General features: G+C 59.7%; 25 protein-coding genes. All 25 read right to left on the bottom strand.

What is annotated here, in order from left to right; translation table 11 throughout:
• Positions 1-4 precede the first annotated feature (4 nt).
• Positions 5-217: a tail protein X gene (locus AO268_RS02255; RefSeq protein ID WP_076961810.1), complete on the bottom strand. Its 213-nt coding sequence runs from the start codon at positions 215-217 to the stop codon at positions 5-7.
• A complete protein-coding gene (locus tag AO268_RS02250; protein WP_076961809.1) occupies positions 210-593 on the bottom strand; it encodes a phage tail protein in 384 nt (127 codons plus the stop codon). The genes AO268_RS02255 and AO268_RS02250 overlap by 8 nt, the downstream gene beginning before the upstream one ends.
• Positions 593-1,951, bottom strand: a complete 1,359-nt coding sequence (locus AO268_RS02245; protein ID WP_099167793.1) for a tail tape measure protein — start codon at positions 1,949-1,951, stop codon at positions 593-595. Before AO268_RS02245 ends, AO268_RS02250 begins: the two co-directional genes overlap by 1 nt.
• A gap of 128 nt (positions 1,952-2,079) precedes the next feature.
• Complete coding sequence (locus tag AO268_RS02240) at positions 2,080-2,646, bottom strand: phage tail assembly protein (protein WP_099167792.1); 567 nt, start codon at positions 2,644-2,646, stop codon at positions 2,080-2,082.
• Positions 2,647-2,815: 169 nt separating this feature from the next.
• Positions 2,816-3,322 carry a phage major tail tube protein gene (locus AO268_RS02235; RefSeq protein WP_076961807.1) on the bottom strand — a complete coding sequence of 169 codons (507 nt, stop codon included), beginning with the start codon at positions 3,320-3,322 and terminating at the stop codon, positions 2,816-2,818.
• Complete coding sequence (locus AO268_RS02230; RefSeq protein WP_099167791.1) at positions 3,322-4,488, bottom strand: phage tail protein; 1,167 nt, start codon at positions 4,486-4,488, stop codon at positions 3,322-3,324. The genes AO268_RS02235 and AO268_RS02230 overlap by 1 nt, the downstream gene beginning before the upstream one ends.
• A gap of 2 nt (positions 4,489-4,490) precedes the next feature.
• Positions 4,491-4,694: a hypothetical protein gene (locus AO268_RS02225; protein WP_099167790.1), complete on the bottom strand. Its 204-nt coding sequence runs from the start codon at positions 4,692-4,694 to the stop codon at positions 4,491-4,493.
• 91 nt (positions 4,695-4,785) lie between these two features.
• Positions 4,786-5,055 (bottom strand): hypothetical protein, encoded by a 270-nt coding sequence (locus AO268_RS02220; RefSeq protein ID WP_232243737.1) that lies wholly within the window; start codon positions 5,053-5,055, stop codon positions 4,786-4,788.
• Between the two features lie 2 nt (positions 5,056-5,057).
• On the bottom strand, positions 5,058-5,903 hold the full coding sequence (locus AO268_RS02215) for a hypothetical protein (protein WP_099167788.1): 846 nt from the start codon (positions 5,901-5,903) through the stop codon (positions 5,058-5,060).
• A 39-nt stretch (positions 5,904-5,942) separates the two neighbouring features.
• The gene (locus AO268_RS02210; protein ID WP_099167787.1) at positions 5,943-6,473 is read right to left on the bottom strand and encodes a phage tail-collar fiber domain-containing protein; all 531 of its coding nucleotides are present in this window, start codon (positions 6,471-6,473) and stop codon (positions 5,943-5,945) included.
• Positions 6,470-7,108, bottom strand: a complete 639-nt coding sequence (locus tag AO268_RS02205) for a phage tail protein I (protein WP_099167786.1) — start codon at positions 7,106-7,108, stop codon at positions 6,470-6,472. Before AO268_RS02205 ends, AO268_RS02210 begins: the two co-directional genes overlap by 4 nt.
• Positions 7,105-8,100 (bottom strand): baseplate J/gp47 family protein, encoded by a 996-nt coding sequence (locus tag AO268_RS02200; protein WP_076961800.1) that lies wholly within the window; start codon positions 8,098-8,100, stop codon positions 7,105-7,107. Before AO268_RS02200 ends, AO268_RS02205 begins: the two co-directional genes overlap by 4 nt.
• Positions 8,097-8,429, bottom strand: coding sequence for a phage baseplate protein (locus AO268_RS02195; RefSeq protein ID WP_029295280.1), 333 nt, complete (start codon positions 8,427-8,429; stop codon positions 8,097-8,099). The genes AO268_RS02200 and AO268_RS02195 overlap by 4 nt, the downstream gene beginning before the upstream one ends.
• 9 nt (positions 8,430-8,438) lie before the next feature.
• The gene (locus tag AO268_RS02190) at positions 8,439-9,050 is read right to left on the bottom strand and encodes a phage baseplate assembly protein V (RefSeq protein WP_076961799.1); all 612 of its coding nucleotides are present in this window, start codon (positions 9,048-9,050) and stop codon (positions 8,439-8,441) included.
• Between the two features lie 3 nt (positions 9,051-9,053).
• Positions 9,054-9,566 (bottom strand): hypothetical protein, encoded by a 513-nt coding sequence (locus AO268_RS02185; protein WP_099167785.1) that lies wholly within the window; start codon positions 9,564-9,566, stop codon positions 9,054-9,056.
• Between the two features lie 20 nt (positions 9,567-9,586).
• Positions 9,587-9,919: a phage holin family protein gene (locus AO268_RS02180; protein WP_076961797.1), complete on the bottom strand. Its 333-nt coding sequence runs from the start codon at positions 9,917-9,919 to the stop codon at positions 9,587-9,589.
• Between the two features lie 592 nt (positions 9,920-10,511).
• Entirely contained in the window at positions 10,512-11,240 is a 729-nt protein-coding gene (locus tag AO268_RS02175; RefSeq protein WP_076961796.1) for a LexA family transcriptional regulator, read from the bottom strand.
• A 404-nt stretch (positions 11,241-11,644) separates the two neighbouring features.
• Positions 11,645-12,412, bottom strand: a complete 768-nt coding sequence (locus AO268_RS02170; protein WP_099167784.1) for a DNA adenine methylase — start codon at positions 12,410-12,412, stop codon at positions 11,645-11,647.
• Between the two features lie 67 nt (positions 12,413-12,479).
• Positions 12,480-12,998 carry a lysis system i-spanin subunit Rz gene (locus tag AO268_RS02165; RefSeq protein WP_099167783.1) on the bottom strand — a complete coding sequence of 173 codons (519 nt, stop codon included), beginning with the start codon at positions 12,996-12,998 and terminating at the stop codon, positions 12,480-12,482.
• Positions 12,998-13,423, bottom strand: a complete 426-nt coding sequence (locus tag AO268_RS02160; RefSeq protein ID WP_099167782.1) for a cell wall hydrolase — start codon at positions 13,421-13,423, stop codon at positions 12,998-13,000. Before AO268_RS02160 ends, AO268_RS02165 begins: the two co-directional genes overlap by 1 nt.
• Positions 13,424-13,484: 61 nt before the next feature.
• Positions 13,485-14,033: a tail fiber assembly protein gene (locus tag AO268_RS33485; protein WP_099167781.1), complete on the bottom strand. Its 549-nt coding sequence runs from the start codon at positions 14,031-14,033 to the stop codon at positions 13,485-13,487.
• A 2-nt stretch (positions 14,034-14,035) separates the two neighbouring features.
• Positions 14,036-14,818: a hypothetical protein gene (locus AO268_RS02150; protein WP_141562768.1), complete on the bottom strand. Its 783-nt coding sequence runs from the start codon at positions 14,816-14,818 to the stop codon at positions 14,036-14,038.
• 14 nt (positions 14,819-14,832) lie between these two features.
• Positions 14,833-15,558, bottom strand: coding sequence for a hypothetical protein (locus AO268_RS02145; protein ID WP_099167779.1), 726 nt, complete (start codon positions 15,556-15,558; stop codon positions 14,833-14,835).
• Between the two features lies 1 nt (position 15,559).
• Entirely contained in the window at positions 15,560-15,955 is a 396-nt protein-coding gene (locus tag AO268_RS02140) for a hypothetical protein (protein ID WP_099167778.1), read from the bottom strand.
• Between the two features lie 30 nt (positions 15,956-15,985).
• A complete protein-coding gene (gpJ, locus tag AO268_RS02135) occupies positions 15,986-19,855 on the bottom strand; it encodes a TipJ family phage tail tip protein (protein WP_099167777.1) in 3,870 nt (1,289 codons plus the stop codon).
• Positions 19,856-19,858 lie beyond the last annotated feature (3 nt).

Raw genomic sequence — 19,858 nt, 5'->3', positions numbered from 1 at the left:
CTCCTTAATCCCAGGCCGAAACCGGCGTTGCAACACCCGGTTGCGCGTCCATCTCGGGCACGATCACCCCTACGCCCGCCGGCAACACCGGGCCATGTTCGGCAAGCCCGGGGTTCAAGCGCCACAGGGTTTCTTCGGCCGCATCATCGCAACGCCCCAGCTCGCGGTAGAGCAGCAGGTTGACCGAATCGCCGGCAATACTTCGTACTCTACGCATTGACGAATTCCTCCAGCACCAGCGACCACTTGATCACCATGGCGGTGCCGTCATCGATCACATTGGCCTGGTTTTCCGTGACTGCCGTAATGCGCCACAGGCCCCAGTTGCGGCCGATACCATCGACCAGCGGTAGCGGCGCCCGGGCATCCTGCAGGGCGCGCAATTGGTCCAGGCGCTGCATGCCAACGGCCGCCGTGGCGGTACCGGCGAAGGTCAGTTTTTCCAGCTTCTGGCCGTTCTGCCGCGACTGGGGCTTGCTGGCCATAATCTCCAGGTCGCCCCAGCCACCATCACTGCTGCGCTGGAGCGTGGAATAGGCGAACCCTCGGGACAGCCCGAAAATAAAGGCGCCCAGTACCATCTGCTGTCGCATTAATCACCTCCGTCGGTCAGTGCCGCGTTGCGCCGAACCGCCAAAGAGTCGGTGAGCATCGGCACGCATTGGTTTTGCAGGGTTTGCAGGACCCGGTCGACCACCTGCTGGGCGTCTGCGGGGTTGACGCCGGTGATCTGGATGCTCGGGGCCAGGGTGACCTGGACGTTGTCCGAGCGGGCACTGTTGAGGTCTTTGCTCAGGGCCTCGGGCGCTGGCAGGCGATTGCTGGAAGGGAAGAGTTTTTCACCCAACCAGGTGCCCGCCTCGCCACCCAACAGGCCGCCGATAACGCCACCGACGGCAGTGCCAACGCCTGGCAAAACCAGGGTGCCGAGGGCCGCGCCGGCAGTGGCGCCGGCCCACGCACCGCCGGCAGTGCCGAGGCTGCTGCCGACCGCTTGCAGGTCGCCGTTGCGCACACCCTGGACGAGGTTGATGGCGGTGTCGGCGTAGCGCAGCGGCGCAAGGGATCGAGTACCTACGGACTCCAGCTTACTCATCGTTGAAACCAGGCTGGAGGGGATAGCCTTGGGCAAAGCGGGCGCTGGAGTGCTGAGCAACACTGGCCCACGAACGGGTGAAACAAGCGCCTCGGATGAACGTTCGCCCAGGCGCGGAGCGGGCCGATCAGCTTGAAGCGGCGCGCCCTGAAAACCCATTTTGGGCCCGTCAAACGCCTGGCCGGCCCGCCCCAAAACACCCTGCAGCGTTGCCATGGATCCGACAAGGCGGCTACCGCTGCGGGTGGTTTTTTTCGACGACGACCGCTTCGTGGGTCTCTGGCGCAGCGTTTTTTTCGGCAGAAAACGCGCACGCCCCTGCAAGGTTTCGGTGGCCCCTGGGCAGCAGCAGTCCTTGCTATCGTCGCGGAACAGTTTGCCCACGCCGGGCAATTTGCCAAGCGTCACATCGACAGCCTTGCCAGTTAACCGGCCCCTGGCCGTATCAAGATAGCCCTCCCCCAACCACTTGGCCCCCTTGATGTACCAGGGATCCGCTGCCGGTTCCTTGTCTTTGGCGGCCTCTTGAGCCACAGGCGCGGGGCTTGCAGCGACGCTACCGAGCGGGGAGCCACCGGCGATAAACAGGGTGCTGTTGAGGGTTTCCAGACTCTCGCGCAACCGCACCTGTTCCTCGGTCAACGCGCGGATGTGCAGGCTGGCGTTGGCCAGTGCCAGGCCCAGTTCGGACGGTGGCGCTGTCGCCACATCCACACTGGATGGGCCAACCAGGCGTTCATCTTGCGCGTCTAGCAGGCCCGACAACTGCGAGGCACCGCTTTCGGCGAGCCCGGGAAAGCTCATCCAGCGTTTGTCTTCGTCCGCGAGCTTGAGCGTATATCGAGCGTCTTGCATCTCGCTCTCCTCCTATTTGACGCCAAGGCGAGTGATCGCGATGTCGTAGCGGCGCAATGCTTTTGCGGCATTCCATTCGAGAATTTCCGCTTCGTTTACCGAATAAACCAGCGGTACAACGTCGAGGATTACTTCGATGTCGCGCTGCGAAAGAAGTCCGCCGGTTTGTTTAAAAAATCGTCGATACGCTCCTGCAATTCCGTCCAGTCGGGCACGGTCAGGCCATCCAGGTCGGGGATCATCAGGCCGGTGCAGTGCGAGGTGATGAACTCGGCGCGCTCTTTGTTGGTGGCGAGTTTTTTCATCACTTTGGTGGCGCGCAGGGCGGGCATTTCCAGGGTGACGCTGGTCAACACACGGCCGGCCACTTCCAGCGGCAGCAGCAGTTGCACCTGCTCGCTGGGCTCAGTGGAGTCGCCCAGGAAGAACGAGGTCGGGCGCGTCGACATGTCGTGTACGTGTTGGGCAATGCTCACGTAGTCCGGGCGCTTGAGTTGGTCGAGTTCCTTTTCCGAAAGGCCGGTGGCCAGTTTGGCCAGCTCGAAGAACTGGTCGTCCTCGTCGTCGCCGGCACGGGCCAGGGCCTGTTTTTGTGAGGCATAAAACAAAGGCTTGAGTTGGATCTGCTCGATCGTCGCACCGCTGTCGGCGGTGATGGGCGCCAGCAGGAGATGCAGGGGTGGCTTCCAGGCCATGGGCGAAATTCCTTGATGAACAATGTTGAACATGTGAACACGGTCAATGTGGGAGCTGGCTTGCCTGCGATCGCGCAGTGTCAGCAGCCTCATTTGTCACTGCTAGACCGCTATCGCAGGCAAGCCAGCTCCCACACTGACCGTGCCTATTTCCGATCCGTGGAAAGGCTTACGGCATCAGCACCGCACGCCGGGCATCGCCGAGGATGTCGACGCCGTTGAGCACGAACTTCTGGGTACGCACGTCGATGTCGATCACCGGCACGCCGTTGTCCAGGCGATGGTAGGTGCGGCAGGACAGTTCCAGGGTGGTGATGGCCTTGTCGCCCATCTTCAGCTTGGCTTCCTCCAGGGATTTGAGCTTGCCGCCGACGGTGTGGTAGGTGAAGTAGGTCTTGCCGTCCTGGTCCTGGCCCGCTTCGCGCACGTTGAGCAGGATGTCTTCGCCCAGGCGCACACCCAGGGCCAGCATGATTTCGGGACCTGCGCCTTGCAGCACCAGCTTGGCGCTGAGCACCTTGGCGCTCTTGGCCATTTCCTCGGCGATAAAGCGCCCGCCGGACATAGCTTCCATGTCGAACTCGATCTTCGGCGGGGTGAACTCCTCGACGGTCGCCGACAGCGGCAGGCCCTGGAGGGTGGCCGCAATGGCCTGTCTGACTCGGTTGGTAAACATTAGAGAACGTCCTCCAGGAACTGCTCGATGATTTCATCGCGGGCATTGAGTTGATAAACCATGTGTTCGTTCGGCGCGTAGCGGCCATAGTCGATCACGATGAACCAGGTGCCGTTCTTGTACTTCTCGACACTGTTGAGTTCCGGGTGCAGGTACACACTGCCGCCCGGGATGGTTTCGTCGGCCACCAGGGTTTGCAGCCAGTCGTTGATGCGCTTGACCTCCTGGTCCATGAACGACTTGGTCAGGTTGTGCGCCATGGCTTTCTGCCCGGCCTTGACCAGCTTGCGGCTGATGGCATCTTCCAGGCCGATATAGCTGATGAATTTGCCGGTGACAGAGCGGTTACCCAGCAGCGAGAAACCGCCGAGGATGGTGCGCGCGTAGTAGCTCACGCCGTAGCGGTTGAGCAGGTCGCCTTCGGTGGAGGTGTCGAGGATGTTGTACTCGACCACGCGGGACACGTCTTCGGCAAAGGTCACCTGGTTGCCCGGGCTTTCCCATTGCTTGACCTTGGCCAATGCGGCGATGGCCAGGGACGACGGCGCAAGGAACACGTTTTTCTTCGCGGCCTTGGAGTACACCGACGGCATGTTGTGCACCAGCAGGCAGCGGTCGAAACCCAGGTCGGCGCCACCCAGCTCGCCGCTGTAGGTCACTTGGTCGGCGACGCTGGCGTCTTTGCCGTCCAGCACTACACGGGCCTTGATGCGCTTGCCGAACGCGGCAAACTCACCGGCCACCGCCTTGGTCCCGGTAAAGCCCGGGGCGCCAATGATGGTCAGGTCTTCGGGGACGCTGCCAAGCGCCGCGAGACCCAGCTTGCGACCGGTCACCGGCTCATTGCCGCCGATCACGTTGTTGAGGGTATCGGCCGGGGTCGCGCCCTCTTCGACGATCACCACATACACCGGCACCTTGACCACTTTGAGGATCTGGTACACCGCATGAAACAGCGTGCCCGACTCGGCGCCGGTGGGGTCCAGCAGCGCCTGGGCGGTGAAGCTATTGATACGGAACGGGGCGTTTTTCGGGATCGACAGGTGCGCATTGGGCGCGGTGCCCACCAGGCCGATCACGTTGTCACCCAGGCCACCCATGGCCTCGGGGGATTCGCTGGCATTGACGGTGATGCCGTTATGCTCGAAGTTCAAAACCTCAGCCATGATTATTCAGCCTTCTTGGTGACGGCCTTCTTGGCCGGTGGGGTGTCTTGGGCGGCAGCCAGCACGCTGGTCAGCTCCAGGCGGCCGGCAGTGCGCAGGGCGGTTGCTTCGACGTCCAGCAGCTCCAGTTCCTGGCCGACGGTGGACCAGTGGCCACCTCCGGTGGGGAATGGGATGAGGACGGTGTAGGTTTGGCGGTTGGCCATGGGGGACTCCAGAAACGCGAAAGCCCCAGCGATGGGGCTTTCTTGGATGCGAAAAAAAACCGCTTTCGCGGTGTTTATGATTGCTGCCGGTTTACTCACCCGGCAGTGGGTAACGAACCTTGATTTCGGCGACTTTAGCCCGCCATGCTTTCTCCTTGGCCTCGGTTTGATCGTACTGCCACTCCATATAGAGCGGGTCCGCATCTGCTCGGTAGGCCAGGCGACGATTGAAAGCCACATCAGCGGCCTGTTCGATCTGCAAAGCAGTGTCGACTTCGGCTTTAGAAAACCCCATCTCAAGCAACTGTTCTACAGTCACATTGTAGAAAGTCTGATCTTTATTTTTGAATTCTTTAATCATCATCAAACTCCAACAGCCACGACGTTACCGACATTACTCAGCAAATTGGACAAACTCCCTCCGGCATCTTTAACCACACCGCCAACAAGGTGCGCCCAAGTTTTATTTTGAGTAACTGCCGAAGCAAACACAGACAAAACCATTGTAGCGCCGACCAAATCCGCGAACTTCGTCGAGACCTCAGCATCTACAACAGAGTGCGTAAATTCCACCCTATAGTTCGCAGAATACCCTGACTGAAAAATATTGATCGCTCCCAGAGTCACCTTATTCCCTGAAAAGGTAACTGACCCCTGCACTGAAGCGGCAGAGCCATGCGCACGATGAAACAGAGATGAACCGAAGGAATACCATTCAGAGGTTCCTGGCTTCAATGCAGTAGGCATAACAACATCAACAACTCGAAAGTAAACGCTGCCTCCCTCAAGCGACAAAAAATGAATATTTGAACTACCGGCCATATATTCACCAACCTTGGGTGAAAAAACCGGATTACTCCCTGTACCGTACTTCATAAAAACCAGCTTATTCGCGATTGACCAATAAGGAGTTTGTTCAGTTGGCGCTGCGTACTCATGTGTCTGAGCAGCCTTCAGGTAAATTGTCACGTAAGGGGTAGTATTTGATCGCCCCATTGCTTCTTTAATTGTTTTAAGCGGTGCCTCCATTGTACCCAACGCCAGGTCGCTACCACCTACCGCATCAACATAAAACGACCTAGACATTTCAGGAATTGCACGAACCGCAGCCAACACAGAAGCATCTATCTCAGCCACTTTCCCATTTATCGCACTGGTTAATTTATTTGCAGCCGCGACCAAACTAGTGATCGTAGTTTCCATACTCATATTCAACTCCCTATATTGCTTATCTTATGAATCAGCTCGTCACTTGGCTTCCAGAGCCATGACTCTAAATAGAACACCGACATGCCGAGCCATATTGTCAACGCTGGCCGTAGCAAGCTCTGCAATCTCCTCGGTCAACAACACATTCAAGCTCTCACTCCCCACCACAATCGTCACGCTATCCACCGGCAACGGCGAAATATCCAACGTAAACTTCTGCAGCACCCGCGCAGCCGCCGCCTTATACGTCAGCAACTGCCCCGCCACCGAATACACGGCCAACAACGTGCCACTGGCGAGATAAAACCCAAACTCGCCAATCTCGTACTCGCCATCGCCATCAAACAGCGCGGCCATGCGCAGTTGGTGCTGGCCCAGGTCTTCGTAATCCACAATTGCCACGCGCTGGCGCTCATCGCGCAGGGCGGTTTCGTTGCCGGTGGGGTGGTAGCGGCCGGTGCCGGCGGCGATGTGGGTGATTTCGCCTTTCAAGCCTTGGTTCTTTGCCTGCAGCACTTCATCCAAACCCTTGGAGGTGAAGCGCACCAGGCGCGTAATGTCATCGGTCATGGCTGCGCCCTGAGGTCGTAGTCGTTAATGGTGTAGTGCTGGGCCAGGCCCGCACTGTTAAGCCTTGAACTCAACGCGAGTTCCGGCAAGGCGCCCCACAGCGACAGCTCGCCGTCGTTCAGCGCACGGTGGGCGGCGCCGGTCATCGGCAGCCCACCGAACACTTCGTGCACCAGGGTGATGGTGGCCAGGTCGCGCTCGCTCTTGGCCGCGTTGATGCGGCGGATCAGGCGGTTGTGGTCGCCACTGGACCAACTGCGGCCGATGATCGCCTGCACGTCAAAGGTGTAGGGCTGGGCCGGCGGGCGCTGTTGGTACCAGGCCAGGATATTGGGGGTGAACCCCAGGGACTCGACCGCGTGGCTCAAGGCCTTGGGCGTCCCGGCCTGGCGCTGGATCTGCCAGGACAGTGCCACCGTCAGGCGTTTTTCGGTTTCGCCGGCAGAGGCATCCCATTCGCTGACGCCACGGTCGGCGGCCAGGTAAGGCAGGAATGGCGCTGGCGTTTGCAGCGGGTTCATCAGCGCCGGGAATGGCGGGACGACCCGTTCGAGCAGGCGGCCAAAGCCCAGGTCCAGCGCCTTCTCCAGCGGTGAGCTGTTGGCGGGCAACAGGCTGGGTGATTGTTCATTCATAAGCTGCGCACCTGTACCTCGACACCCGTGCAATACGGCGCCTGGAACGCCGTGGTGATAATCGGCGCCAGCGGTTCGAGAATCTCCAGTTGCGCGGCCCCGGCGGTGTGGATGGTGTAGTCGATCCAGCTCGGGTCCACGCGCCCTTCCAGGCAGTGACAGGACTCAGCATAGGTCTGCAGTAACTGCTGGGCCGCCACTTGCGTCAGCCCCGAGTCGGGGCCGGCGTTGATCTTGGCCACTACGCGGATCTTGTACGGCACGATCTGCGCGCCCTGCACCGTCACCCAATCGGTTTCCGGGCGGACATCGGGCCGGGCGAAATGGCGCCGCACCCCGTCAAGCAAATCTGCCGACGGTGTGCCATTGCCGGCACGGGACAGCACGGTGACCATCACCTCTCCTGGCGCGGTGCGCCGGGCGTTGCCATCCTTGACCTGGGCGGCATAACCATCCGGGTCGAAGGTGTAGCTGACCGTGACCACGCCCGCAGCGGTACTGTGGACTTTGACCGCCGGCCGCTCGCCGAGGGTAAACACCTCGCGCCGATACTGCATGCGTGAACCGGCGGCCGGCGCGTGGGGTGCCAGGTAGTAACGCAGCCGGGCATCATCATCGCTTTCGAGGGTCGGCGGCACGGGCGGGAATGCCGCCGGGTCGCCGGGGTCGAGCACCTGGCGCTCCAGGCCCATATCGGCCAGGCGCGCGTCCAGGTTGCTGCCGGTGGCCCACCACGCCAGCATCTGCTGGATCCGCGCGTTGTACTTGCGCTCATGGGTTTGCAGGCGCACACAAAACGCCTCCAGGGCCAGGGTCAGCAACTCGCTTTCGTTGTCCAGGCTGACCTTGAGCTTGGCCGCGCTTTGCGGGGCGCGGGCGGCCACATAGTCGACGACAAACGCCTTGAACTGCGCCAGCAGCGGCTCGAATTCGTCGACGGCAATCAGGTCGGGCGGTGCCAATTGGTTCTGCCCGGGGATCAACATGCTCATGTCACCACCTCGAAGGATTGCTTGCGGTTTTTCCAAGTGCCGGCAAACCGCAGCAACAGGCCTGCGCCCTGGCGATTGGCGACGATGACTTGCGGCACAAAATCGCCGATGCCGTTCTGCGGGTTGTAAAAAGCCTGGGCGGCGTGGCTTTGGGCGAGGATCAGCAGATCGTCGCCCAGGTTCTGCCCCAGCAGTTGCGGGATCAGCGAACCGTATAGCGGGCGTTTCTGCCGTGTGCCCAACGGCGTGGTCAGGGCCCGGGTGGCGCGCTGGACAAATTGCGGCCAGTCGTCCACCACGGCCCCGGTGTTTCTCTCAATTCCGATCATGGCAAATCCTTATGCCGTGCTGATAACTCGGCCCTGGTGATCCACCACCGGGCCACTCAAGTGAACGCCGGACGCATCCAGCAGCATGCCGACTGCACCGACCTGCACACTGATGGCGGCGGCGGTCATGACCAAACGGGCGGCGCCCAGGCTTATTTCCACCTGCTCGCGAGAACCGCTGAAGACCGTGGGGCCATTGCTCCAATTCATGACATGGCCTGCGGCGTCATAAGCACTTTGCGTCCCGTCCGGGTAACGCCGGCTCGTCAGGCTGGCCACGCTGGACAGCGGTGGGAAGCGATCACTGTTCAGGCCAAACAGCGCCACTGACTGCCCCCCACCCTCGCCGCCGCCGTAGTTGAGCAACAGGCATTGCTCACCCACTGTGGGGATCCGCGTTTCCGTCTGCGCCCCGGCGCTGGGGTTGAAAAAGCGAATCGCCGGGGTCAGCAACTCGCCATGGCTGACCTTGCAGGTGTTGCTGGCCGCATCAACTTCCTGGCACACGCCGATCCGGCAAAAGCTCTCGGCCCGCCGATAGAGGTCTTCCAGCTGGGTTTCCATCTGTGCCAGGCGCTCGACAATGGGCGCCAATTGCAGGCGTAACAGTGCATCGAACATGGGCTACTCCTGCAATGGCCGGTATTGATCGGGGTCGTCGATATCCGACACTTCCCAGGTCCGGGCAAACAGCGGCTTGCCGATGGGGTCGTCGAGCAGCGGCGGGCCGAGGTAAAGGGTCTGGCTGAAGGACACGGTCCAACTGTCGTAGTTGGGTTCGGCCCCCACCGGGGTCGACGGCAGCGCAACGATATTCACCGGCACATCGCACTGGGCCGGCGGCAACTGCCAACGGTTATCCAGCACCAGGTCCATCAGCCGGCTTGCCAGGTCGCAGGCGTCAAAGGGCTGCGCGCCCTGGGCGGCCATGACCTTGAGCGAAATCGACAAGACATGGGCCTTGCGCCCTTCAAGGGAGCGTACGCCCGGGCCATTGCGCTCGACCATGATCGCCACGGCGGTTTCATCCGCCGCCAGAATGCCCGGCGGGCTGCCCACCCGTAGCTCGGGGAACGCTGCACGCAGGGCCTGGCCGACGGCAATCGGCAGCTGTGAAGGTTTTTCAATGAGGGTCATGGGTGGCTTCCTTGCAACAATCACTTTGAATCCGGGGGCGGGTTGACCCCGATGCGCCTGGCAGCCCAGCGCTCATAAAGGCCGATGGCGACGTCGGCACCGGCCATGGCGGTCAAGCACCCGAGCGCGCCGGCCGTCCAGATCGACATGCCAGCGGCGTACAGCAACATCAACGCTGAAACCCCGCACACCATGCAGGCCCCGGAACGCAGGGCCAGGCGGCGGACCAGCGACCAACCGCGGGCGCCCTCCTTGTCGGCGCGCCACATCTCCCCGGACACGCCGCCGATCAGGGCCAAAATAATCACCAGCCAGATAGGCATTTCTGCCAACGCTTGCTGCTCGTTTGTCATGTCACGCCTCCTGGAATGCGTAAAACCGGCAGGTGGCCGGTGCTTGGGTCAATAGATGGATGGGGTTGTCGGTAGGCATTCCAAAAAGCCCGGTGGCCCAGGCTTTTCAGTAATGCTGTCCTTAGGCGCTACTGGCGCGTTACGGATTCTTCCTTGATGTTTTTCCGACCACGATCCCTGTCTGCCGGATAACTGCTTCTGGTGCTTTACGCTGCACACCCGGGTCAGTTGCCAACCCTCTGAACCGTCAAGGCCGGTTCATCGCTGCCTGTTGTAAAACCGTGAAACTAAAGAGCGTCGGCATCCTTGCCGGTGTTGCCTGGCGTCCTTGCCATCACTCGGTGGCGTCCATGCCAGTGTTACGTGCCTTCCTTGTCTTCCTTGGCAGCATCCTTGCCGCCTCCACCAGGCCTTGTTGGCTGGCTTGAGATGGAGAATATGCATGTATGCATATACAGTCAATGCATAAATGCATTTTATTTTGCGAAATTTATGCGAATTCGCATAAAAGCCTTGAGGGGTGGCTACTTGGCGGTTTTCCACAGACGAAAAAAAGCCCGCTCTTGGGCGGGCTGCTTCTTACAAAGAAGGGTTAGCGGGCGTACATGCCCCACCAAAAAACGTGACCGAGGATGCTGATCTGCTCTTCCTGGATCTCCTGGAAGCTGTAGTCCTCATCGGGATGCTCATCCCGGTTGAAGCTGCGCAGGCGGATCCCCGAAGGCAGGCGATAGAGCTGTTTGACCCGCAATTGACCGTTGTGATTGATGGCATACAAGTCACCATCCACGATATCGCCGATCCCGCTCTTGCCGGCATTCACCCCTACCGTCGCCCCATCGCGCAGCACCGGCAGCATGCTGTTGCCGCGTACCGTCACACACTTGGCCTGGTCGAACTGCACACCGTTATGCCGCAGGCTGCGCTTACCAAAACGCAGGCTGGCCTTCTCGCTTTCCTCGATGACGAATCTTCCTGATCCAGCAGCCAATTCAACCTCGCGCAAAAAGGGGATCGACACCTCGTCATCATTAACGGGCGTGTCGTCGTCCCACAGGCTTATATCCTTGAGCTCCGAATGCATCGGATCGCGCTCATCCTGCCACGCCGCCCCCGCGCGCCCGCGCAACTGGTCGGTGCTTACGCGGAAATAATCGGCGATACGCGAGATGTGCTTGTCCGATGGATCAACGATCTTGCCGCTGAGAATCCGGGACAGAGTGGATTGAGGCACGCCGGTACGCCGGTGAAGCTCCGTGGGGGAGATCCCGTCGCGATCGAGCAGCTCTCTTAAGACGATTGAAACGTTGCGTTTTTGCATAACGGGGATAGTGACGGGAGTTTTGGGGGTTGGCAAATGCTAATTTGCATATTTCGTGCATGGGGTCTGCGGTTGTACCTGGCCGTTTGTGAACTGCGAAGCACTGACCTCGCGTGTTAACCTTGCCCCCATCGCAAAAAATGCTGGGCCAAGCGCCCCCTTTGCCCCATCACTTTCAACGAACTTGCCTACTACCCAATGAGTAAAAATACGTCCGATCTGTCCTCCCACACCCCGATGATGCAGCAGTATGGGCTGGAGAAGGTCGCACGCAGCTGACTGCGTGGCTTGCAGCGACTCACTGTCTAAAACTCTTATGAGAGATAGCGCCTGTTTCGCCCAATGAAACCGGGATAGGCCGAGGTAGTTTTAGACAGCTTTTTGAGTGTTGCGCTATCGACCATTTACCAGTTCATGATCGCCAGCTCGCCGGTTACCGCCGCCTTGCCCTGTCGTGGGTTTGCGGTGCTGTAGCGGATATCCATCGACTCAAACCGGAACCCATCAAACACGCGCCGGATATCTGGGTGGTCATTGATGCTGACCATCACCTTGCCCTGGCAGGCCCGCATGAACTCGGCCATTCGTTCGTATTGCTCAAAACCAAATTCAGCGCCATACCCTGCCGTTTTCCAGTAGGGCGGGTCCATGTAGTGGAAGGTGTGTGGCCGATCGTATTTCTCGGCACACCTCAACCACGGCAGATTCTCGACGTAGGTACCGGAAAGGCGCTGCCAGGCTTGTGACAGGTTTTCCTCGATCCGCAGCAGATTGATCGGCCGGCCCGTGGTCGCCGTGCCAAAGACCTGACCGGTTGTCTTGGCTCCGAAGGCATGGTGCTGGAGATAGAAGAACCGCGCCGCCCTCTGGATGTCCGTCAATGTTTCCGGCACCGCCATCTTCTGCCACTCGAAGATCTGCCGCGAGCTGAGCGCCCATTTGAACTGGCGCACAAACTCCTCGAGGTGGTGCTGAACCACGCGATACAGGTTCACAAGCTCGCCGTTTATATCATTTAGCACTTCCACCTTCGCGGGCTGCTCGCGCTTGAAGTACAGCGCGGCGCCGCCGGCGAATACCTCAACATAGCATTCATGCTCTGGGAACAGGGCCAGCAGGCGCTTCGAGAGGCGACGCTTGCCGCCCATCCATGGAACGATTGGGTTTGTCATTTTTGCAATCCTTTGCAAAGGGGGTGTTTGTTGGGGGCGTGTTAATTTTTTCGACCGGGAATGTAGGTCAGGGCGCAATGGCCCTGACGTACGCCTGGCACGCCCGCAGCGCGATCAATCCTTGGTCGCCGGCATCGGTGATGGCGATAATTCGTTGAGCATGCGCTGGGTCAAGTTGGGCTCGACGGGCTGCATGAACCACGCCGACGGCGCCGGAGGCGGGAGGCACGTTGCAGCCACTGGCTGAATCCGTGGCGTCGAGAAGGACTGACAGCCGCACATCAGCAGTAGCAAGGCGGTCACGCAGCAGAGCCTGGTTGCGTTGAGCATCGGAAAGTTCTCGGGTGTGTTGTTGATCGGAGGTGGCCAGGGTCTTCTCCAGGGCCAGGCGCCTGCCCTGCTCTTCGTTCACCTGCTTGGCGGCCGCCGCGCTGACGGCAGCCAGCTCGCCCTGGTGCAGGCCGGCCTGCTCGGCCAGCTTCTTACCCAGACGCCAGTCCTGCACCTGCCAGGTGACGCCGGCGGCGCTGGCCATCAGCACCAGGACCAGCACCACCAGCCCGGCCAGCTTCTGCACGGGCGTCATCACGGCACATCCTTGAAGAAGACGTGGTGCCCGAGGCGCAACGTCTGCTTGGCCTTCGCCGCCCAGGCCGGGGCCTTGGGCATCGTGGTTGCGTAGTAGTGCGTGGCCCCACCGGTTGGATCCGGTACCGCACCGGCCATCACCTGGTCAGCCGCACGCTGGGCCTGGGCGAACTGCGCGGCCGGGATCGGCTTGGCGCCGCTGAGGTAGGCGTAGTTCGGGTCGTTCTGGTTCCAGCAGCTGAACTGCCAGGGCTTCAGGCACACGCCGGCGTAGCCCTCCCCCCACCAGGACTTGGCCTTGCCGTCGAACACGCGGTTGCGGATGGTCCAGGCCACGGCGATCTGGCCGTCCAGCCCCTCGCCGCGGGCCTCACCCCAGAGCGTGCGCGCCAGGATGTCCCGGTCTTTATCGGAAGTGGTCATGCTTTTCTCCAGGCAAAAATAAACCCGCTCGATGGCGGGTGTGGTCGACGACAGCGCGGCGCTACGGCGCGGCGGGCCAATCAATGGCGAGTGGGTAGCCCTCCTGCTCAGGCACACGGTTCAGGGCCACACGGTATTTCTTCCAGGCCTTGAGGGTCGCCAGCTCTGTCTCGGTCCCTTCGTCGATATCGACGGCGTCCTGAAGTGGCGCGATTGCGTAATCCGCCTCGGCTCGCAGGTGCGCGATCTGGGTCTGTGCAGCCGCCACAGGATCAATTTCCGGCGCCGGCAGCTCTGCCTGTGGAGGGCGGTCAGGCACCAGGATGTGCAGAGTGATCATGACCTTCAAATCGTACGGCTTGCCCTCTTTCGTCACGGTGACCGTGAGCAGGCCGTCATCAAACGCAATGTCCACCTCGGCGGGGTTGTCCGAGGGGTGAAGCCCGTAGCCCCAGCCCTGATCGAGCGGCGGGAATGGGACCATGCCCAGGGTGCCAGTGACACAGTAAACGCCCACGCCCTGGCGATAACAGGTCACCTCGGTCCCTCCCAGCGAGACGAAATCGAACTTCTCACCCGTGCCGGTGATGTTAATTGCTGCTCTTGCCATGATCAGATCGCCCTCAGCGTGTTGTCGGCCATACGAGTAGTGTTGCCGGTGTGGTAAACCTGCACCCATGGGCCAAAGCCACCGAATGCAGACCGAAAGAAGAGCCGGCTATCGCCGTTGTAAATCATCAACTGGGCCCCTACCAGGCCGCCCCGCCGGAGGTTGATGCCAGTTGCGTTAATCGTTTCTCCCGTGCCACCAGGAGAGACAGCGTTGCCCGCGATGAACGCGCTACCAAGATTGTTGTAAGCATCGTTCCAGTCAGAGACGATTACGCAATCTGCGCCAACGCCAAAATCACCAACTTTCAACACTCGGCCCGGAGTGGTATCGACGTTACCCACGGTCACGGCCGCTGTTGCAGCAGTACCCAGCCCCAGGCCAGCACGTCCCTCAGTCGGGTTTCTGCCACCGGTGCCGCCCATGGCTACCGGCACGACATCCTGAGTGGACACATCACCCAAGCCCGCGAGCGTTGCGCCCCACTGCTGAACAAATTGATTCACCGCGTCGGCCAGGGCTTTGGGATATCCGTTAACGGGCACAATCCCGTACCCGGCGCCGCCAACGGCAGGCCCACGGTACGCCGGCGAAATGGCAAGCAACGTATCGCTTGCGGGGTTGATCACTTGATAGATGCCCTGGTCAGGGCCGACAAACATATCCCCGGCACGGCAGTTCGAGAACTTGGTGCCGACGCCCGTTACTGTCGGGCTCCCGTTCTGAACGCTCACAGTCCCTTCTGAAAACCAAGAAGCCATAGGTTTCTCCAGTTGAGTGCCCATATCGGCACTTGAAATTAGTTGTAGTAACGTTCTATTGGAAACTTGCAGACAGGTACGCCCAGAAAAAAACCGTCTGAGCCCTGCCAATAAAACCGGTCGAGGTACTGTTTCTGGTTGAATATCTGCAACACCGGAACGCCACCATCCAAAATGGTGATACCTGCATACTGCGAGTTATTTGCAAACCACATGATGCCGCGATCCATACTTGAAACACATATGAAGTCGCTTGCGTCAATCACCACATCGCTGTAGTAGGTATCTACAAAGGTCCCTCTGCCGACAGTCCATTTTTTTGCGAACTTCCCGAAGCGAACAACTCGATCACTTGAGATAAACACTATTCGATTTTGCTCATCCCGCACTTCAAGCCCGTACTCAGTCGAACTGCTTTGATCTGAGTACTTACAAGACACAAACTCCATTAAATAATCTTGCAATACGCTGCCGCCCCGAACGGCTGACGTGACATGGAAGCCGGTCCAGTTGCCCGACGATCCTTCGATTGAGATGTACAAGCCGAGGTTGTCGTGTGAGGCCGTTATCGTCCGCAAAAATATCTGGGGCGGCTCCACGGTGCGAATAGGTTTGGCAAAGTTAAACTGCCCTTTGCCGGGCTTATCCGTGTAGCGAGATTGAATCCTGAACTGCCCCCTTTCAGAGAACACCAGTACCTTGTAGGTGCTGCTGATGCTGACCGACCCATGATCGTTTACAGCGATAAAACCGTAGTCATCCATATCAATTCACCTTGACCACTTCCACAACGCTCTCTACGACATTGCGCGTCCACATCTCGCGGTTTTTACCACCGCCACCGCCATCTGGCTCGCGGTAGTTGATTTGGGTGTAAATCGCAATTCTCGTCCCTCCCAAATCGGTATAGGTAGGCAGTCCACCCCAAGTATCAGGGCGCCCAATCTGATCATATGGCGCGTAAACTTTGGGGGTGATCGTGACAAAGCAGGTGGCGGGGTCATAGCCTGGAACATCCATAAGGATGTACTCATAGTTAGACCCGCGCCCGCCACCCGTAGCCGCCGGGACTATCAATACCGCCAACTTCTGTAGAGTGAAATCCTCCATACCCAATGTTTTAATGCCGTTCGCATCAAACACACTTAAACCAAAGTCCATACCCACACCTCCCCTGCAACTTCAACCCAGTCAAAGTCTTAGATTGCCGGTCATTGTCCGACGTACGTCATTGCCGTCATACACAGCAAGGCCGTTGTTATTGAGCAGGATCGAGCCACCAGTACCATCGCCGCGAAGTACGAATGTGCCCGCCTTCACATTGATCTCCAGCAGCGGGCGCCCCCTGGAGTCGACAGCCTCAGATCGCAGCGTCATGCCCAGAATGATCTCCTGGATAAATGCCTTGTTGATCACCGCCTGGTTGATGAACACCTGACCGCCGCTCACAACGAACGGCGTAATCAACTGCCCACTGACCTCGTCGACAATCGCGAAGCGCTGCGCAAACGCCAGGATCTCCGACGTTTCCCCATCGCTACCCAGTGCCAGGGCCGCCATTACTGTTTTGCCGTTGGCGGTAGTCTTGGTTTTGATCGTGGTCTGCGCAGATACCTTGCCGTTGAGATCGACAACCGTCTCGCTCACTTGCTGAACCGAGGCATTCGTCTGTCCGATGCTCGACTGCAGGGTTTCCGAGGTTCTGGCCAGGGCCTGGTTGGCGGAAGCCTGGACCTTCTTCTCAACCTCAAAGCTGGCTGTCGACTCCCAGGCCTTGATCGCGCCGGCAAGATCACCGGAACCATCATCGCCGCGCACCGAAGCCCGCAGCGCCTCATTGCTGGACGCTTGAGACGTGACCTTACCGTCGAGGTTGGTGACCTTGGTGTCGAGGCCGGTAATGGCCTGGGAATTGCCGGCTACCTTCTCTTCGGTCAACTCCAAGTCGCTTTTGAGCTGAGTCAGTTGAGTGGCTGCCGTCTGCTTGTTGGTGGCCACCACCTGCTCCAGCACGGTCAGCCCGGACTGGTTCGCCCCCACCCGCGCCTCCATCGTGGTGAGTTGCCGCGCCATTGCATCGCTTTCAGAAGCCCGCGTGCGCTTCTCAATCCCGAGATCAGCGGTCGATTGCCACCCTTTCACCGCGTCCGCCAGATCGCCCGCGCCATCATCGCCACGGGCAGCCGAGCGCAGCGCCTCAACCGACGTCGCGGTGGCCACCACCTGGCCCTCGATCTCCTCGATCATGCTGGTGACCAGTTGAACCTGCTGGGCCAGCGCGTTGGTGGTTTGCAGGATTGTGCCGATATCCTTCCAGTACAGCGGGTTTGGCGGCGCTTCGCCGGCCGGTACCGGGCCAGTCGCCTGGTACAGGTGCCCATCCTTTTGCGTGAATGCGCCAGCGGTGTAGGGCTCATCCGGGTTGTACGGCTCTGCCCCGGTAATCTGGCCCAGCAACCCCTCCAGCTCTGCCTTGGCCTCCGTCAGCCGATCATTGACGGACCCAGGCCCATCGCCAGAGATCAGCTCGATCTCTTCGCGCAGGCTCTGGTACAGCGAACCTTTGCTGATCATCCCTTCGAAGTGTTTCTCGTATTCGCTTTGGACGGAACTTGATGCGCCGTTTACTGCGTCGGGTACCGGGTAGAACGGTCCGATATTTCCAGTGCGGTCGACCAGCCGAGCCCAAAAGAAGAACGACGCGCCGGCGACAGGGATGTACATCTCATGAGAAGCCTGCGGGTAGCTGAAGTCGCTCAACTTGATCGCCGTCGCCAGGTCCGGCGACTCGCTATACCAGACCTCCGTGCGCTGGGTGTCCTCTGCACCTGGTGGAAAACCCCACTGGATGCCGATGCCGTAGACCATGCTGGTGGTGCTCAGGAACGCCACCGCCGGCGGCACACCCTCTTTACCCTTCAGGTTGGTAAGGGTCGAGTTTCGCCATTGTGACGAGAAGTCAAAGGCGCTCACCGCCCGCACCCGGGCTACATAATCGCCCGCGTAAATACCGACCACGTCAACGTTAGTCTGTCCGGTTGGCAGCAACTTGATCCAGTTGCCACTGTCCTTGCGCCACTCCACGTCATATCCGACTGCACCGTCTACGGCGGGCCAGCTGATAGTCATTGTCGCCACCGCCAGGCCTTGCACGACCGAAGACGCCGCCGCAACCGAGACACTTGCAGGCGCTGGAACAACAGCGATAGGAATCACGCTGATCGGGCGCTCCTCCAATCGTGCTCCGGTGTCGATGCGCGCAAACTTGCTCGGTTCAAACTGCAACGCACTGATCTCGAAGTCGCCCTCGAGCGTGCGTTTTGTACGAATCACCCGGTACAGCGGAATGGCCAGATCATCAGCATCGAGCGCCCACTGCAACTGCGGCACAGGCGGCTCACTGTAGGCGATGGTCACGGTCACATCGCGGTCGCTGACGCTTTGCACGGTTCGCCCTTCGGCGCGGCCACCCGGCAGGTTGATGATCAATCGATCACCGGCCTTGGCCTGGGTGTTGCGATCAAGCGTCACCACACGACCAGAAGCTGCTGCTATTCGCCCGCCTACCTCGCGCCCAGCCAGCAACGAGTCGGCCACCGGGATGATGTGACCTGGCAGCGGAATCACGCCCTCCATGCCAGTTTTGAATGACACAGTGCGATCCTGGTTGTTACTCAGGATTGCCCATTTCCCGCGGCGCTGGGCTTCTGAAGCGCGAGTGCAACCAATGGCACTGAGTTCGGTAGGACGATCACCGTAGCGGCGCTGGAGATCAGGGTCGGCGAATGGAATGACATCGGTGTCGTAGTTGTTGGCCGGGTTATCGTAGCTGACCAGGGCCCGGGTATATCGAGTTTTGGCCGAGGCGCTGCCGTACGAAAACTTCCCGCCGATGACGTTCGACCTGGTGAATACATAGTCGAAGTCCTGCGCGCGAGGCATATCAGCCTGCATGACCAGTTGGCCCTGAGCCCAGTAGGTCATGCCTCGGTAAATGGCCGAGATATCGCGGAGCAGCGACCAGGCATCAGCCTTGCCTTGCAGGTTCATGTCACAAAGGAAGCGCGGCTCGGTACCGCCCAGGCCGTTCGGAACCAGTTGATCGCAATACTGGGCGATTCGGAAAAGCTCCCACTTATCAACCATGAACGACTTGATACGTTTACCAAGTCCAAAACGATCCTCCGTGCACACTCCGAACGTGATCCAGGCCGGGTTGTTGGTCCAGGCTGACTTCATAGTGCCGTCCCACGCTCCGCTGTAGGTGCGCTGGACTGGGTCGTAGTTGCTCGGCACCATCCACCGGCGCGCATTGCACTCCACGGTGACGGCCGGAATATTGGTGAACTGCTCGGCGTCGAACTCGATGTAAAGAAGCGCTGTGTTTGGGTAGCGCAGCTTGGCATCTATAACTTCCGTGATGCCCGCAATCAGCATGGTGTCAGCAATCCTGTTGCTGTTCTGATTCGGTGTCAGCCGCCTAACACGGATCAGCCAACCAGTGGTTGCTGTAGGCAAATCAACGCGGCGCGAGCGTTCGTAGCGTGTGGTCGTTTTGCCGTCTACAGCGTCGGGATAGACCTGTTGATATGGGCCGCCATCGGTGGCCACATCAATGGCGTAATCGATACGGTAGCCCACGACATTGCCTTGATCATCCTGCCGTTGTAATGCCGGCCATGCAAAACGTAGGCGCACGGCTGATAGCTGGATATTGGTGATCGAGCGCACCCACGGAGAATCACTGCGCAACTCGACGTTCAGCGATGTCTCGTTCTCTACCGCTGGAATTCCGGGGATGTAGGTCTGATCAACGGAGCCTGGGCGCCAATCCCACTTCACATTCGGGAAGTTGTAGTTGCCGCTGGCATCACGAATCGGTGTGTTATCCAGGTAGATGTCATAGTCGGTAGGAACGCCGTCAAACTCACCCTCACCAACAGCAATCAAGAGCTTTGCCAAGTTGGTCGAGCGCAAGCTATCGCTGGCTTCGGTCGGCGACTTCGGCTTGCTGCTACCGCCCTTCTCGCCATGAACATCGATTTGTGCAACTGCGCCCATGCT

The organism is Pseudomonas sp. ICMP 8385 (genome assembly GCF_002699915.1).
GTDB lineage: Bacteria > Pseudomonadota > Gammaproteobacteria > Pseudomonadales > Pseudomonadaceae > Aquipseudomonas > Aquipseudomonas gessardii.
The sequence above is the reverse complement of the archived record's forward strand: the minus strand, read 5'-3'. Positions and strand labels throughout refer to the sequence as shown.

What these genes read in the sequence shown, in the direction of transcription:
- AO268_RS02215 (WP_099167788.1), bottom strand. Translation starts at nt 5,903, where the DNA reads ATGAGTATGGAAACTACGATCACTAGTTTGGTCGCGGCTGCAAATAAA.
- AO268_RS02170 (WP_099167784.1), bottom strand. Translation starts at nt 12,412, where the DNA reads ATGACAAACCCAATCGTTCCATGGATGGGCGGCAAGCGTCGCCTCTCG.
- AO268_RS02225 (WP_099167790.1), bottom strand. Translation starts at nt 4,694, where the DNA reads ATGGCCAACCGCCAAACCTACACCGTCCTCATCCCATTCCCCACCGGA.
- AO268_RS02210 (WP_099167787.1), bottom strand. Translation starts at nt 6,473, where the DNA reads ATGACCGATGACATTACGCGCCTGGTGCGCTTCACCTCCAAGGGTTTG.
- AO268_RS02165 (WP_099167783.1), bottom strand. Translation starts at nt 12,998, where the DNA reads ATGACGCCCGTGCAGAAGCTGGCCGGGCTGGTGGTGCTGGTCCTGGTG.
- AO268_RS02255 (WP_076961810.1), bottom strand. Translation starts at nt 217, where the DNA reads ATGCGTAGAGTACGAAGTATTGCCGGCGATTCGGTCAACCTGCTGCTC.
- AO268_RS02250 (WP_076961809.1), bottom strand. Translation starts at nt 593, where the DNA reads ATGCGACAGCAGATGGTACTGGGCGCCTTTATTTTCGGGCTGTCCCGA.
- gpJ (WP_099167777.1), bottom strand. Translation starts at nt 19,855, where the DNA reads ATGGGCGCAGTTGCACAAATCGATGTTCATGGCGAGAAGGGCGGTAGC.
- AO268_RS02160 (WP_099167782.1), bottom strand. Translation starts at nt 13,423, where the DNA reads ATGACCACTTCCGATAAAGACCGGGACATCCTGGCGCGCACGCTCTGG.
- AO268_RS02195 (WP_029295280.1), bottom strand. Translation starts at nt 8,429, where the DNA reads ATGATCGGAATTGAGAGAAACACCGGGGCCGTGGTGGACGACTGGCCG.
- AO268_RS02205 (WP_099167786.1), bottom strand. Translation starts at nt 7,108, where the DNA reads ATGAATGAACAATCACCCAGCCTGTTGCCCGCCAACAGCTCACCGCTG.
- AO268_RS02230 (WP_099167791.1), bottom strand. Translation starts at nt 4,488, where the DNA reads ATGGCTGAGGTTTTGAACTTCGAGCATAACGGCATCACCGTCAATGCC.
- AO268_RS02245 (WP_099167793.1), bottom strand. Translation starts at nt 1,951, where the DNA reads ATGCAAGACGCTCGATATACGCTCAAGCTCGCGGACGAAGACAAACGC.
- AO268_RS02140 (WP_099167778.1), bottom strand. Translation starts at nt 15,955, where the DNA reads ATGGACTTTGGTTTAAGTGTGTTTGATGCGAACGGCATTAAAACATTG.
- AO268_RS02220 (WP_232243737.1), bottom strand. Translation starts at nt 5,055, where the DNA reads ATGATTAAAGAATTCAAAAATAAAGATCAGACTTTCTACAATGTGACT.
- AO268_RS02150 (WP_141562768.1), bottom strand. Translation starts at nt 14,818, where the DNA reads ATGGGCACTCAACTGGAGAAACCTATGGCTTCTTGGTTTTCAGAAGGG.
- AO268_RS02145 (WP_099167779.1), bottom strand. Translation starts at nt 15,558, where the DNA reads ATGGATGACTACGGTTTTATCGCTGTAAACGATCATGGGTCGGTCAGC.
- AO268_RS02190 (WP_076961799.1), bottom strand. Translation starts at nt 9,050, where the DNA reads ATGTTCGATGCACTGTTACGCCTGCAATTGGCGCCCATTGTCGAGCGC.
- AO268_RS02180 (WP_076961797.1), bottom strand. Translation starts at nt 9,919, where the DNA reads ATGACAAACGAGCAGCAAGCGTTGGCAGAAATGCCTATCTGGCTGGTG.
- AO268_RS02185 (WP_099167785.1), bottom strand. Translation starts at nt 9,566, where the DNA reads ATGACCCTCATTGAAAAACCTTCACAGCTGCCGATTGCCGTCGGCCAG.
- AO268_RS33485 (WP_099167781.1), bottom strand. Translation starts at nt 14,033, where the DNA reads ATGGCAAGAGCAGCAATTAACATCACCGGCACGGGTGAGAAGTTCGAT.
- AO268_RS02235 (WP_076961807.1), bottom strand. Translation starts at nt 3,322, where the DNA reads ATGTTTACCAACCGAGTCAGACAGGCCATTGCGGCCACCCTCCAGGGC.
- AO268_RS02200 (WP_076961800.1), bottom strand. Translation starts at nt 8,100, where the DNA reads ATGAGCATGTTGATCCCCGGGCAGAACCAATTGGCACCGCCCGACCTG.
- AO268_RS02175 (WP_076961796.1), bottom strand. Translation starts at nt 11,240, where the DNA reads ATGCAAAAACGCAACGTTTCAATCGTCTTAAGAGAGCTGCTCGATCGC.
- AO268_RS02240 (WP_099167792.1), bottom strand. Translation starts at nt 2,646, where the DNA reads ATGGCCTGGAAGCCACCCCTGCATCTCCTGCTGGCGCCCATCACCGCC.